Source organism: Hymenobacter jeollabukensis (genome assembly GCF_005771675.1).
GTDB lineage: Bacteria > Bacteroidota > Bacteroidia > Cytophagales > Hymenobacteraceae > Solirubrum > Solirubrum jeollabukense.
Window position 1 is genome coordinate 298,600 of the sequence record NZ_VAJM01000003.1, and the last position, 13,909, is coordinate 312,508.

The 13,909-nt window shown below is 68.1% G+C and carries 10 protein-coding genes; 4 read left to right on the forward strand and 6 right to left on the reverse strand.

Annotation, left to right across the window (positions count from 1 at the left end; all coding sequences use genetic code 11):
• Positions 1 to 87: 87 nt before the first annotated feature.
• The 4 genes from FDY95_RS08745 to FDY95_RS08760 all read right to left on the reverse strand — a co-directional run bounded on the left by FDY95_RS08745 (position 88) and on the right by FDY95_RS08760 (position 4,896).
• Complete coding sequence (locus FDY95_RS08745; protein ID WP_138076833.1) at positions 88 to 1,581, reverse strand: TPM domain-containing protein; 1,494 nt, start codon at positions 1,579 to 1,581, stop codon at positions 88 to 90.
• Positions 1,582 to 1,708: 127 nt separating this feature from the next.
• Positions 1,709 to 2,272: a pseudouridine synthase gene (locus FDY95_RS08750; RefSeq protein ID WP_317129480.1), complete on the reverse strand. Its 564-nt coding sequence runs from the start codon at positions 2,270 to 2,272 to the stop codon at positions 1,709 to 1,711.
• Positions 2,273 to 2,385: 113 nt separating this feature from the next.
• The gene (locus FDY95_RS08755; RefSeq protein ID WP_138076839.1) at positions 2,386 to 4,023 is read right to left on the reverse strand and encodes a hypothetical protein; all 1,638 of its coding nucleotides are present in this window, start codon (positions 4,021 to 4,023) and stop codon (positions 2,386 to 2,388) included.
• A 198-nt stretch (positions 4,024 to 4,221) separates the two neighbouring features.
• A complete protein-coding gene (locus FDY95_RS08760; RefSeq protein WP_138076842.1) occupies positions 4,222 to 4,896 on the reverse strand; it encodes a head GIN domain-containing protein in 675 nt (224 codons plus the stop codon).
• A gap of 255 nt (positions 4,897 to 5,151) precedes the next feature.
• Between FDY95_RS08760 and FDY95_RS08765 the strand changes: the two genes are divergently transcribed.
• The 3 genes from FDY95_RS08765 (at position 5,152) to FDY95_RS08775 (ending at position 9,310) form a co-directional block, all read left to right on the forward strand.
• Positions 5,152 to 6,402 carry a S41 family peptidase gene (locus tag FDY95_RS08765; protein WP_138076845.1) on the forward strand — a complete coding sequence of 417 codons (1,251 nt, stop codon included), beginning with the start codon at positions 5,152 to 5,154 and terminating at the stop codon, positions 6,400 to 6,402.
• A 489-nt stretch (positions 6,403 to 6,891) separates the two neighbouring features.
• Positions 6,892 to 8,280, forward strand: a complete 1,389-nt coding sequence (locus tag FDY95_RS08770) for a pectate lyase family protein (RefSeq protein WP_246073967.1) — start codon at positions 6,892 to 6,894, stop codon at positions 8,278 to 8,280.
• 370 nt (positions 8,281 to 8,650) lie between these two features.
• A complete protein-coding gene (locus FDY95_RS08775; protein ID WP_138076847.1) occupies positions 8,651 to 9,310 on the forward strand; it encodes a T-complex 10 C-terminal domain-containing protein in 660 nt (219 codons plus the stop codon).
• Positions 9,311 to 9,398: 88 nt separating this feature from the next.
• Here the strand turns inward: FDY95_RS08775 and FDY95_RS08780 are convergent, their stop codons facing one another.
• Both FDY95_RS08780 and FDY95_RS08785 read right to left on the reverse strand, forming a co-directional pair.
• Positions 9,399 to 10,598, reverse strand: coding sequence for an MFS transporter (locus tag FDY95_RS08780; protein ID WP_212744875.1), 1,200 nt, complete (start codon positions 10,596 to 10,598; stop codon positions 9,399 to 9,401).
• A 48-nt stretch (positions 10,599 to 10,646) separates the two neighbouring features.
• A complete protein-coding gene (locus FDY95_RS08785) occupies positions 10,647 to 11,816 on the reverse strand; it encodes a hypothetical protein (RefSeq protein ID WP_138076849.1) in 1,170 nt (389 codons plus the stop codon).
• A 261-nt stretch (positions 11,817 to 12,077) separates the two neighbouring features.
• On the opposite strand from FDY95_RS08785, the gene FDY95_RS08790 reads away from it, so the two are divergent.
• The gene (locus FDY95_RS08790; RefSeq protein ID WP_171025599.1) at positions 12,078 to 13,814 is read left to right on the forward strand and encodes a T9SS type A sorting domain-containing protein; all 1,737 of its coding nucleotides are present in this window, start codon (positions 12,078 to 12,080) and stop codon (positions 13,812 to 13,814) included.
• Positions 13,815 to 13,909 lie beyond the last annotated feature (95 nt).

Consider the following 13,909-nt stretch of genomic DNA (forward strand, 5'->3'; position numbering starts at 1 on the left):
GCGGAAAATAGGACGATGCGGTCCGCAAGTAGGCAGCTTTTGGCGAAACCGCCGCCTTCACCCACCGCCCACGCGCCCGCCGCATACTCACCAGCTGCTGCCCGCGCCGCCCCCGCCCGAGGAGCCCCCGCTGCTGGAGCTGCTGCTGCTGGACGACGAGGAGGAACTGCTGGACGACGAGCTGCTGCGCGACGAGGGGTCCGGCAGCTGGGCAATGGTGTAGCGCTCCTTGGTTTCGTAGCCGCAGTGTCGGCAGCGCTTCCGCGCCCAGCCCCAGCCGCTGGAGTACCGGGTAGCCGCCTGCACCACCTGCCGGCCCCCGTCGCGGAAAGTGCGGTAGTGGCACTCAGGGCAGGGCTCGGCGTCGGAATCGGGGTTCTGGTAATCCAGCTTGAGCGTGTGCTGGCAGGCGTCGCAGTGCCACACGTCGTAGTCCACCGATTTGAGCTGCTCTTCCGTTTGCTGGCCCGCGTCCAGGTACGGGTCTTCGTCGGTTTCGCTGAGGCGGCGCATGGGCTGCCCGCAGTGGGGGCAGGCGTAGGGCGCCTCGCGCAGCTCCTGCAGCTGGCGGCGGTAGCGGGGCCAGTACCGGGCCAGCGGCAGCGGAAATGCCCAGGCCGTGAAGCCCAGCCCCTGGTGCGCCAGCTGCAGATTCCGGTACTGCTCGTGCCGGGGCAGCGCCGCCCACTCGCCAAGCTGCCGGCGGCGCACGCCCCGCAGATACCACAGCGTATACAGCCAGGGCGCCACGTAGCCCAGGCCCAGCAGCAGCCCGGCCTTCAGCGCCGCGCTGCTGGACATCAGCAGCGCAATGGCCAGGCCAACCGGCACCAGCAGCACCATCAGGGCCAGGTAGCGCCGGGGGCTGCCCTTGGTGGTGGCGTACCACAGCAGCCCGTAGAGCAGCAGCATGGCCAGCCACGCCACCACGCCCCCTATCACCACCCCGATGCCGGGCTCCGCCGCTTGCGCCGCCGCCAGCGCGTTGACGTCCACGTCGGCCACCTGTACCCGCGTGCCGTCGGGCCAGTAGGCGGGCGGCACCGAATCGGCCCCGGCGGCGGTCATGTTGCCGGTGCTCAGCTGGCGGATGACGGCCGCCACGCCCTGGCGTACGGCCTCGTCGGTCTGCCCCGCCCGCAGCGCCGGCACCATGTAGCGCTGCTGAATGCGGTAGCAGACGACGTCGGGCAGGTCGGCTTCCAGTCCGTAGCCGGTTTCAAACTCCACGCGCCGCTGATCCATCACCAGCAGAATGAGCAGGCCGTTGTCCTTGGTCTCATCCCCGATTTTCCAGCGGTTGAACAGCGCCGTGGCCGCTGACTTCGGCACCGCCTCTCCGATGCTGCGTGCCACCGCCACGTCGATGTGGGCCCGGCCGCTCTGGTCCAGGGCCTGCAGGGTGGCGTTCAGGTCGGCCACCGTACCCGCGTCCAGCACGTGGTCGGGGTTGCTGACGTAGGATTCGCCCAGCCGCTTCGGGTCGGGAATCTGCGTCAGGTAGGCATCGGGGGCCTGCGCCGCGGCCGGCACGCCGGGGAGCAGCAGAAACAGAAGAGCGGGCAGCAGCAAACGAAGCATCGGACAACGTAAAGGCCGGGCGGCAGGATCAGATAGCAAGATATTCCTCCGCAGTACCGCAGCCGACTCGGCCCCTGGCACCGCAGCGCCTGCTTAGCTGAACAATACTGCTGCAAGCCGCGCCGCGTTACACCAGCGCCTGCAGCTCGGTCACCTCCCGCACTTCGCCCGGCGCCAGCCCATCCAGCGTCAGCCCGCCGATGCGCACGCGCACCAGCCGCAGCGTGGGAAAGCCCACGGCGGCCGTCATCTTGCGCACCTGCCGAAATTTGCCCTCGGTGAGCGTAATCGATACCCAGCTGGTGGGGCCGTGCCGCTCGTCGCGGATGGGGCGGACGCGGGGCGGCAGGTCGGGGGGCGCGTCGAGGCGGCGGGCCCGGCAGTCGGTGGTCTGGTATTTCACGTCGCGCAGCCCGATTTCCACGCCCAGCTGCAGCCGGGCCACGGCCTCGGCCGTTATCAGCCCGTCCACCTGGGCGTAGTATTCCTTTTCCACCCCGCCGTTGCGGATTTGCTCGCTCACCCGGCCGTCGGTGGTGAGCAGCAGCAGCCCCTCGCTTTCCTCATCGAGGCGGCCGATGGCCATGACGCCAGCGGGAAAGTCGTGCAGCTCGCCCAGGAAACGCTTTTTGCGGGCCTCGCGGGCGTCCTGACTCACAAACTGGCTGAGGTAGCCGAAGGGCTTGTGCAAGAGAAAATGGCGGTGCGGCGGGGGAAAGGCCGGTAGGTTCATGCGCTAAACAGTCGACGCGGACCCCAAAGATACGGCCCGCCGCCGAGGGGCCACCCGGGGCCGCGCCAGCGTTATTCGGCCCGCCCGCTCACGCGCCGGAAGCCGCCGGGCGTGGTCTGGTAGCGCACGCCCTCGATGATGGTAATCTGGTTGTCGGGCAGCTCGCTGAGGTTCGTGAGGTCCGTATCGAGGGTGTGCAGGGAGTAGCCGTAGCGGCGGGCCAGGGCCAGGTACTTGGGGTTGATGTGGTCGGTGACGCCGCAGAGGATGATTTTGACCGGCAGCCGGGTGCCTTCCAGCAGCTTGGTGTCACGGGGGAAAGTGTGGTTGTCGGCCACCAGGATGATGTCCTGCGCCTCGGGCGCCAGCTGGTGGGCGCGCAGCAGGGCCTCGCAGTCGTTTTCGGGCGCGTCGCCGCCCCCGCCCGCGCCCATGGCCTCGATGACGCGCTGCCGGATGCGGCCGTAGTCGTTGGTGCGCGCGTCGTAGAGGCCGCCGGTCTGGCCCAGGCGCTTCTGCTTATCGGGCAGGTCGTCGCCGTCGTTGAAGAACACGAAGGTTTTCTCGGGGCCCGCGGCGGCCAGCTGCAGCCAGATCAGCAAATCGGCGGTGTAGGGGTACATGCTGCCGGTCACGTCGGCCACCACCGTCTGCTTCTGCCAGTCGGGGTGGCGCTCCAGCACCCGCGTCACCACGTTGGGGTCGGGGTTGGGGATGGGGTCTTCCTCGGTGGCGTCGCCGGGCCGCAGCTGCCGGGCCTGGCAGCCGTCGCGCAGCAGCTTCACGCGGTACTTGCGCATGAGCGAGTCGGCCAAATAGTAGCCCGTCACCTTGAAGCCCTGCTGCGGGCGCAGCGGCAAACTCAGGCGGCCCGTGACGGTGAAGGGCAGGCGCTGCTTGCCCAGCAGAAAACCGTCGGTGAAGGCCAGGCCCTCGGCAATGGCGCCGGTCAGCTCCTCGGGGCAGGGCGGCGCGGCGGCCCCGGCCGAGTCGACGGCGGGCAGGCGCACGTTCAGCACCTTGCCCTGGCGGCTGACTTCGGCCTGAAACGTGACGGTGCGCGGCCGGCGGTCCTTCTGGGTGCAGTCGTAGGCCTTTTTGATGCGCTTGGTGAGCTTGCGCAGCTTGTCTTCCACGTGCGGGTAGCCGCAGGCCAGCGGCTTGCCCGGCGACTTGCGCACGGCCCGGATGCGCTCAATCTTCTTCTCGGTGGCATTCAGCCGGGCCGTGAGCCGACCGATTTCAGCTTTGGTATCGGCCTTGGTATAGCGCTTTTCGATGTAGAGCACGAAGCCGTGGAAGTACTGCTGGCACTCGTCGGGCGTGGTGCAGCCGGTTTGCTCGATGAGGTTCCAGGTAATACTCGGGTCCATGAGCAAACCGGGCAGCCGCTCGTCGAGGTTGCGCAGGCGGTCGATGTTGAGCTGGCGCTGGCTGAACTTGGGGTCGAAGCGGTAGGCCGAGTACACCAGATCCACGCGCACCAGCTGCCGCTCGCGCAGGCGCAGGGCGGCCAGCTCGGGGCCCGAAAACGTGGAGGGCAGCGTGAGCAGCTGATAGCCGCTGTCGGGCTGGTAGCGCCGCAGCTGGTAGGCGCTAAGCTGGTCGTAGAGGGCTTCGATGACGCGGGTGGGCGTGGGCTGCTGGGCCCGGGCCGGTGCCGCGCCCAAGGTCAGAAAGACGAATAACAGGAGTAGGAATGCGCGCACGGGCAAAACGGAGCTAAGGCGGGAAGCTACGAAACGTCCGGCCACCGCGCGGGCGTATGCGGCCAGCCCGCGGTGCGCGTCAGATACGGCCCTAAACCAAGCAGCGGCTGAAGCGCCGGGTGGGAGCTTCAGCCGCTGCGGCGTTTTTCTTCAGGAGGCCGGCAGTTCTAGAACGAACCACGAACAACGAAAAACGACCTACCGTTGCCGGGCCTTGCCTTTGTAGTGCACGTCGCTGGCGCCGGAGCTGTGCGCGTTCAGCTCGCCGTCGACGTACACGAAGGCGTCGCTGGCGCCGGAGGCTTCCACCTGGGCCTGCTGGCTTTGCAGCTCGTAGGCGCGGTAGTCGCTGGCGCCGCTCACGTGCACCTGCTGGCGCTCCACGCGGCCGGTGAGGCGAATGTCGCTGGCGCCGCTGGCGTGGGCCGTGAGCTGCTGGGCGGTGAGCTGCAAGGTCACGTCACTAGCGCCGCTGGCCTTGATGCTGAACTGCTCGGCCGAAATCGGGGAAGCGCCCTTCACGTCGCTGGCGCCGCTGACTTCCACGCCCGAGAGGCGCGGGCTGGTCACGTACACGGTCACCTTCTCGGACTTGCCCCAGTTCATGCCGCCGGACTTTTCGCGGTAAATCTTCAGCGTATTGCCGTCCACTTCGGTGCGCACCTGGGCCAGCACGCTGGGGGCGGCTTCCACTTTCACTTCGGCCGGGCCCTGGCGCAGCACCACGTTGATGGCGCCGCTGGCGCGCACCTGCTCGAAGCTGCCGACGGGGCGCAGCTGGGCGCCGGCGTCCTGGGCCAGCGCGGCCAGGGCCGAAGTACCAATGAGCGTGGCCGTGAGGGCAGCGGAGCGGAGAGAGAACAGACGTTTCATAGCTTGGAAGAAGGGTTGCGATGGAGTGTTCGGGGTGGTAGATGGGCCGGCGCGGTGAAGCGTTGCCTGAAGAGGCGCTACTTTTTTCGTCGCGGCAGAAGCGTGTATTCGCGTCTTGGCTAGTCGTGGTACCGTGCGCCGGGCCGGCGGCGGCTGAGGTCCGGCGCAGCAGCGGCCGTTGAGCTCAGAGCCAGCGGCCGGTGGCAAAGCCGGCGGGCAAATCGTAGGTTGCGGTTGGTTTATGTCCTGGTCACCATGAACAAGCTCAAGCACTTGCTCGCCGCCGCGCTGCTGCTGGCGCTGCCACGGCCCGCGCCGGCCCAGGCCGGGCCGCCCCCGCTGGCGCCGGCGCAGTACCGCGAAGACGTGGCCTTTTTCTGGCAGACCGTGCACGACGACTACGCCTACTTCGACCGGAAGCAGACCGACTGGGAGCGGGTGCGGGCCCGCTACCTGCCCCAGGCCGATACGCTCCGTTCGCGCCGGGCCCTGGTGCGCCTGCTCGAAACCATGCTGGCCGAGCTCTACGACCACCACGCCGCCCTCGGCACCAACCGCCCCGACTCGCCTCGCCTGGTGCCCTCCGGCAGCGACGTGTACGCCGAGTGGGACGGCACCCGCGCCGTGGTGCGCGACGTGCGCCCCGGCTTCGGCGCCGCGCTGGTGGGCGTGCGGCCCGGCACCGAAATCGTGGCCGTGGACGGCGTGCCGGTGGCCGAAGCGGTGGCCGCTTACCTGCCCGCCTGCCTGAAAACCGCCGACCCCGCTGCCCGCACCTACGCCCTGAACGTGCTGCTGGCCGGCCGCCACGACGCCGAGCGGCGCTGGCAGCTGCGCCAGGGCACCTCGCGCAGCGATGTGCGCCCCGACCACCCCCGCCCGCTGCTGGAAAACAGCAGCCACCCGCGCCGCCTCGAAAGCCGCCGCTACGGCCGCACGGGTTACATCCGCCTGCACAACAGCCTCGGCGACAACGGCCTGATAACGGCTTTCGACAGCGCCCTCGACTCGCTGCTGGATACCCGCGCCCTGGTGCTCGACCTGCGCGACACGCCCAGCGGCGGCACCACCACCGTGGCCCGGGCCATCCTGAGCCGCTTCGTGGGCCGCGAGCAGTACTACCAGCAGCACGAGCTGGTGGCCGAGGAGCGGGCCTACGGCGTGAAGCGCAAATGGGCGGAGCTGGTAAGCCCGCGCGGCCGCCGCTACGCCGGCCGCGTGGTGGTGCTGGCCGGCCGCTGGACGGGCAGCATGGGCGAGGGCCTCGCCATCGGCTTCGACGCGCTGCCGCAGGTTACGGTAGTCGGCACCGAGCTGGCCGGGCTGAACGGCGCCATCTACTTCTACCGCCTGCCCAACTCCGGCATCGGCTTCAGCCTGCCCACCGAAAAGCTCTACCACGTCGACGGCACCCCGCGCGAAGACTACCGCCCCAAAGTGCTGGTGCCGCCCGCTGCTCCACCCACCGACGCCGCGCTGGACAAAGCCCTGCGGCTGCTGAAGTAGGCACCGCAACCGGAGGCCCGTGTGGAAAGTCGTTTGAGTTGATTGGCCGTCATGCTGAGCCTGTCGAAGCATCTCTACTGCTTTGCCAGATAGTAAGTCTGGCGCCAGCACGCGGGATGTATCGGCTACGCTCGACATGACGCCCTGCCGAATTCAACGACGCGGTAGAGATGCTTCGACAGGCTCAGCATGACCGTGCTGGAGTTTTTCGAGGCTGCCTAAATCAGGTAAGGGCAGGATCAGAGTTGTTCAGCCAACCTCATCCGGCGTCCGGTGACAACGTTGCCGATATCGATTGCGCAAATAAACGGCGCGGGCGCGGGCCGATTTGGCCGGGTATTTCGGTAATATTCAATGCCAAGGCGGCTGCGTGCGGCTGCTCTCGGCCGATTCCCACTCTCTGCCCGATTTCCGTTGCGACTCCCCTGGATTTCCCTGTTCCGCGCGCGCGCTGCTGCGCGCCTTTTTGCCGTTGGGGCCCCCTGGGCCGTGTTACTGACCACGGGTGCCCAGCCCGCCGCTGCCCAGCGGCTGGCGTTTCCGGGTGCCGAGGGCGCGGGCCGTTTCACCAGCGGCGGCCGGGGCCAGGCAGCGGCGCCGACCACGGTGTTTGAAGTCACCAACCTCAGCGACGACGGCCAGCCCGGCTGCCTGCGCCACGCCCTCACGGCCCCGGCGGCGGCGCGCACCGTGGTGTTCCGGGTGGCGGGCACCATTCACCTTGCCTCGCCGCTGACCATCAGCAAGGACAACACCACCCTGGCCGGCCAAACCGCGCCCGGCGACGGTATCTGCCTGGCCGACTACCCCGTGAGCGTAAAAGCCAACAACGTCATCGTGCGCTTTATCCGCTGCCGCATGGGCGACAAAAACCAGAACAAGGGCCAGGTCGACGGGGCGGGCGGCGACGATGCCTTCGGCGGGGGCTTCGGCAAGAAGAACATCATCATCGACCATTGCTCCGTAAGCTGGAGCACCGACGAAGTGTTCAGCTTCTACAACGGCGACTCGCTCACGCTGCAATGGAACCTCATCACCGAGCCGCTGAACTACTCCTATCACTTCGAAGCGGGCGACAAGGACTTCGAGCACCACGGCTACGGCGGCATCTGGGGCGGGCAGCACGCCTCGTTTCACCACAATCTGCTGGCCCACTGCAACTCGCGCACCCCGCGCTTCAACGGCAGCCGGCAGGCCAAGCAGAACGGCTGGGAAAACTGCGAGCTGCGCAATAACGTGTTCTACGACTGGGGCGAAAACAACGTGTACGGCGGCGAAGGCGGCAATTACAACGTGGTGCACAACTACTACAAGTACGGCCCGAGCACCAAGGAATCGGTGCGCTACCGGGTGCTGAATCCCTACAAGTCGGAAACCCTGCCCTTCGGGAAGTACTACGTGGCCGGCAACTACGTCGACGGCTCGCCCGAGCGCACCGCCGACAACTGGAAGGGCGTGGACCTGCAGGGCGGCGGCGACAAAGCAGCGGTCCGCACCGACCGAGCCCTGAACCTGGGCCCCGTAACGGCCGAAACGGCTCAGCAGGCTTACGAGGCCGTGCTGCGCGGGGCCGGCACCGTGCGCCCCCACCGCGACGCGCTGGACGAGCGCGTGGTGCAGGAAGTGCGCAAGCGTAGCGGCAAGCTCATCGACGTGCAGGGCGGCTACCCCCACGGCACGCCCTACGAGGTGTCGAAGCAAGCCTGGCCGGTGCTGAAGGCTGGCGAAGCCCCCGCCGACGCCGACCACGACGGCATGCCCGACGCCTGGGAGAAAAAGCGCAAGCTCAACCCCCAGGACGCCGCCGACCGCGCCAGAGTGGGCGCCGATGGCTACACCATGCTGGAAGCCTACCTGAACGAGCTGGCCGCGCAGTAAGCCGGAACGGAAAAAGCGGAAGGAGCAGACTGGAACGTCATCCCGACGAAGGAACCGAAGGTCGACGTAGTCAAGGACCTTGCTCGAACCACGCACAACGCCAAAGCGCAGCCACCAATGCCCACTCGTCCGGGCGCGGTGGTTGCGCTTCGGCGTTATCAGCAAGCGTCAGCACTTCGTAGGTGGCGGCGGTGCGGGGGGCAGGAAGGTACTGCCTTCGTCAATATGATGCCCGAACGGGCCTCGCTAAGGGGCTGGCTAGCACGGCGGGTAACGGCCCCCGGCAACCCCGACCGTAGCTGCCCCGTACCTAACGCCCAACATAGCCGCCCGGCTATGCTGCATTCCCCCTTCTCTGACCCCTACGACCATGAAACGCAACATTCTGTTGCTTGCCGCGGCAGCCGGCCTAGCCCTGACCACCGCCTGCAACCAAGATAAGCCCGCCGCCGTCGACGCGGCCACCACGCCCTCGGCCGATACCGCCGTGGTGGTGGACAACGACGTGAGCGGCGCCGATACCACCATCTACCAGGACCAGGCTTACCGCACCGCCGACCAGGTGGCCGCCGACCTCGGCTACCAGAACGACACGGCCCGCGTGCGCCGCCTGCGCACCACCTACTACACCCGCGCCCAGCGCATCGGCGACCTGGACGACGCCACCGACACCGCCGGCCGCACTGCCACCGTGCGCCAGATCAATACCGACACCGACACGGAAGTGCGTACCATCGTGAACGACGACGCGAAGTACCGCACCTACGAAACCAACCGCACCCGCTACTACAGCGACGGCAGCGCCGTAACGACGACCACCACCACGACCACCGCTGAGCCCGTTCGGCGCCCGCGCCGCCGCGGCCCGCGCATCGTGAAGTACGAGAACAAGGGCGGCGAGGTGAAAATCGTGTATTCGAACGGCACCACCGTGAAAATCGACAAGGACGGTGACCGGAAAGTGGAGTACGCCAACGGCACCAAAGTGAAGCGCGACGCCGACGACGGCCAGGTGAAAATCAAAGACTAGTCCGCGCCTGCTCCCCAACACCCCGCGCCCCGGCTTCCTTCTGGAAGTCGGGGCGCGGTAGTCTCAGGCCGTTGCGAAGGCCAATGAGCTAATCCAGCAGGGCCGCTTCGGCCGGGGCCGGGGCGGCCACCGCGCCTTCGTCGGCCCGCAGGCGGCTGACCAGCGCGAAGAGCACCAGGCCCAGCCCGGCCATCAGCGCGAAGGCCCAGCGCAGGTTGGCCGCTTCGGCCACGAAGCCCACCAGCGGCGGCACCACCAGGAAGCCAAAGTAACCCACCGTGGAAACGGCCGCAATGGCCGGGCCGCCGCTGAGCCGGGCCGAGCGCCCGGCCATGCCGAACACCAGCGGCACCACGCAGGCCACGCCCAGGCCCACCAGCGCGAAGCCCACTGCCGCCACCAGCGGCACCGGCACGGCGGCGGCCAGCAGCAGCCCGCCGGTCATCAGTAGCCCGCTGCCGCGTAGCAGCGTGGGCACCCCGAAGCGGCTGGCCAGGGTGTCGCCCACGAAGCGGCCGGTGGTCATGGCCACCATGTACACGGCGAAGCCCACGGTGCCCACCGGCGCGTGCGCGGCCTTGGCGAAGTAGATGGCGCTCCAGTCGTACATGGTGCCCTCGCAGGCCATGGAGGTAAACGCCATGAGGCCGAATTTGAGCAGGGTTTTGTCGGGCCAGGCAAAGCCGGGGCGGGCCGGACCGCCGGTATTGGGCGGCAGCGGCAGGGTGCCGGGGAAGAAGGCCAGGGCCAGCCCGGTCAGCAGCAGGGCCACGCCGAGGAAGTGGTAACCCGGCGCTACGTGCAGGGCCACCAGGCCCGCGCCCACGGCCGCCGCCGCGAAGCCCGCCACGCTCCACACGCCGTGAAAGGTGGCAATGATGGAGCGCGGGTACAGGGCCTGCACCCCCACCGATTGGGCGTTGACGGCAATATTGAGCAGGTTGCGCGAGGAGCCGAAGCAGAACAGCAGCACCACCAGCTGCCAGGTGTGCGCCGCGAATCCCAGCAAAGCCAGGGCCACATTGTAGAGCACCGCGCCCACCAGCATGATCTGCCGGGAGCTGAAGCGCTGTAGCAGTAGGCCGGTGACGGGCAGGGTCAGCATCAGCCCCGCCGGCAAAGCCAGCAGCACCGAGCCCAGCTGCGCTTCATTCAGCCCCAGCTGATGTTGAATGGTGGGAATGCGCGAGGCCCAGGTGGAAAACCCAAAGCCCGAAACCAGGAAAAACAGCGTCACCGCCACCCGCGCCCGCGTCGCCGCAGCCGAACCCGTCGTCATAGTTTTCATAAGCAGAAGCGGCCGGTAAAGGTAGGACGGAACCGGCTGCTGGCGCGCCTACTTCACTCCGTAGCGCCGCAGTTCGGCCTCGATGCGCGCATTCCAGCGCTGCTGGGCGGCCTGGTGCTGGCCGTGGCCGGTTTCGGCGTCATATTGCTCCTGCAGCTGGTTCATCTCGCGCCAGGACTGCAGAAACTGGAACTGCATGCGGGCGTCGTAGTTGTCGAGGGTGAGGCTGTCGGGCGTCACCTTGCGCTTGAAACGCTCGGCCACCAGCTGCACCAGGTCGAAATGGCGTTGCTCGTGGTTAAGCGAGTACGCGTCGTGGGCCGAGGGCAGCAGCCAGGAAGAGGTGCGTACCACGAACACCTTGGTTTGCAGGTGCAGGTGGAGCACGCCGTTGCGGGCTTCGTCCTGGGCCGTGTAGGCGAAGCTGGGAAACACCGCGCCCACGGCCCCGTGGCGCGGGCGCGGCACGGCCAGGAAGTCGTTGTAGGTGAGCGGGTGGGCGGGCGAGTACAGCAGCGTGTCGGCGTCGGGCTGAAAGGGGTAGTTGCTGGGGTGCACCTGCAGGCGTTGGGCCAGCTTGGCGTTGGCGGTGGCTTCGCGGTTCATCCAGCCGTCGAAGTACTGCAGGGCGGCCACCAGCGCCTGCCGTAACGCGGGCTCGGCCGCGGCGTAGGAGCTGCTGAGCGGCCGTTGGTAGCGCGCCGCGCCGGTGTAGGTGGTCAGCGCGATGGGGCGGCCGCTGCGCTGCCACTCGAAGCTCAGGGCCAGGGTGAGTTTGCCGGTGGCCCAGCCCGGCGCGCCGGGGCTTTCCTGCAGGCGGCACTCGCGCAGCCGGATGGTGACGGGGCGCAGCCCGGCCGCGCGGGGCACGCTCCGGGCCACAAACTCGCGGATGGCCGCCAGACCGCCGCCCCGCAGATCCACAGCTTCGGCGGGCGGCGGGAGCTGGTCTGGCCGGGCGGGGCGCGGCAGCAGGTAAGCCACGGCCCCGGGCTCGGCCCGCTCATCGAGCACGGCCGCCACGTAGAACTGCGTGGGCGTAATGGCGGCGGGCACCGGCTGCAGCGCCAGCGTGGGTATCGGTGTCGCGGGGCGGCCTTGCCGGCCCAGGCCCGGCAGCGTCGCCAGCAGCCAGGCCAGGGCCACCGACCGGTGGCGGAGCGCCCCGGGCTTGCGCGCGGCTAATTGCAGAAAATGAAGAATTCGGGAAGCAGACAACGCGGTGGCGGCTAGGCGGTGTCTGCCTAACGCTGACGCCGCCAGTGCAAGTTCAGCTAAGGCCTCGGACGGCCCTGGTGTGCTGTGGGCGTCGCCGCATTGGCAACGTTCCCGATAACGATTGCGCAAATAAAAGCCCCAAACCCGCCGTGTTCGGGCCCGCGGCGGCAGTAGTATTAGCTTGTATTTAAGCGTGTCGGCGCCAACGGCGCCGGCGGCCTCCCGGGGCCGCGTCGCGCTTTTTCTTCCGCATTCCTCCCTATGACCCGACCTTTTACTTTTCTGCGCGGCGCAGCGGCTGCCGCGCTGCTGCTGGCCGCCCCCGCGCTGCACGCCCAGCAGGTGGCCTTTCCCGGGGCCGAGGGCGCCGGCAAGTTTACCACCGGCGGCCGGGGCAAGGCTGCGGCGCCGACCACGGTGTTTGAAGTAACCTCGCTGTCCGACGCTACCGGTGCCTCCACCACGCCCGGCACGCTGCGCTACGCCCTGACGCAGACGGCCACCGCGCGCACCATCGTGTTCCGGGTGTGCGGCACCATCCACCTCACGTCGCGGCTGAGCATTAACAAGGCCAACACCACCATTGCCGGCCAGACGGCCCCCGGCGAGGGTATCTGCATTGCCGACTACCCGGTGAGCATCAGCGCCAACAACCTCGTCATCCGCTTCCTGCGCATCCGTCTCGGCGACCGGTTTCAGAAAATCGTCGATGCCAACGGCAACCCCGTCAACGGCTCGGGCGACGGCGACGCGCTCAGCGGCACCGGCTACAAAAACATCGTGGTGGACCACTGCACCATGAGCTGGTCCAACGACGAGGCCTTTACCGTGTACAGCGGCGACTCGACCACCCTGCAGTGGAACCTGATCAGCGAGCCGCTGAACTACTCCTACCACTTCGAAACCGGCGACACCGACTACGAGCGGCACGGCTACGGCGGCATATGGGGCGGGCAGCACGCCTCGTTTCACCACAACCTCTTTGCCCACTGCCTGAGCCGCACCCCGCGCTTCAACGGCAGCCGCTACGTGAACATCAACGGCTGGGAAAACTGCGACTTCCGCAACAACGTGCTCTACAACTGGGGCTCCAACAACGTGTACGGCGGCGAAGGCGCCAACTACAACGTGGTGGGCAACTACTACAAGTTCGGCCCGAACACCAGCAACAGCGCCAAGTTCCGCATCCTAAACCCCTACAAGCAAACCAGCACGCCCACGCTGCCCTACGGTAAGTACTACTTCACCGGCAACTACGTGGACGGCAGCTCCAGCGTGACCAACCGCAACTGGCTGGGCGCGCTGATGAACGGCGGGAGCGTGGCCGACACCGCCACGGCCCGCGTGACCACGCCCTTCCCGCTGATTCCGATTCCGGCCGAAACGGCGCAGCAGGCCTACGCGGCGGTGCTGCAAAACGTGGGCTGCGTGCTGCCCGCCCGCGACACCCTCGACCAGCGCATCATCAACAACGTCCTCAACCGCACCGGGCGCATCATCGACGTGCAGGGCGGCTACCCCCACGGCACGCCCTACTCCGTGTCGCAGACGGCCTGGCCCAGCCTGACCTGCGGCGCCGCCCCCGCCGACACCGACCACGACGGCATGCCCGACGCCTGGGAAGTGCAGAACGGGCTGAACCCCAACAACGCCGCCGACCGCCAGAACCTGGCCGCCAACGGCTACACCAACCTGGAAAACTACCTCAACGGCCTCGTAGCCACCGTCACCAGCAGCAAAGCCCGGCAGGAAACGACCACGCTGCTGCAGGCCTACCCCAACCCCGCCACCGAGCAGCTGACCCTGCAGCACCCGCTGGCCGGCCGCGCCGCCCAAGTGACGGTGTACGGCTTCAACGGGCAGGTGGTGGCCCGCTACGCCGCCGCCGCCGGCCGCACCGAAACGCGCCTGCCCCTGGCCGGCCTGCCCGCCGGCAACTACCTGCTGCTCTTCGCCGACGAGCAGCTGCACCTGACGACGAAAATCGTGAAGCGCTAAATCGGGCCGTCAAAACGTCAACGCCCCGCCGGAACGGCCGTTCCGGCGGGGCGTGTTTCTGAGCAAGACTGATCCGAGCGGCTGACGGCGCGCTT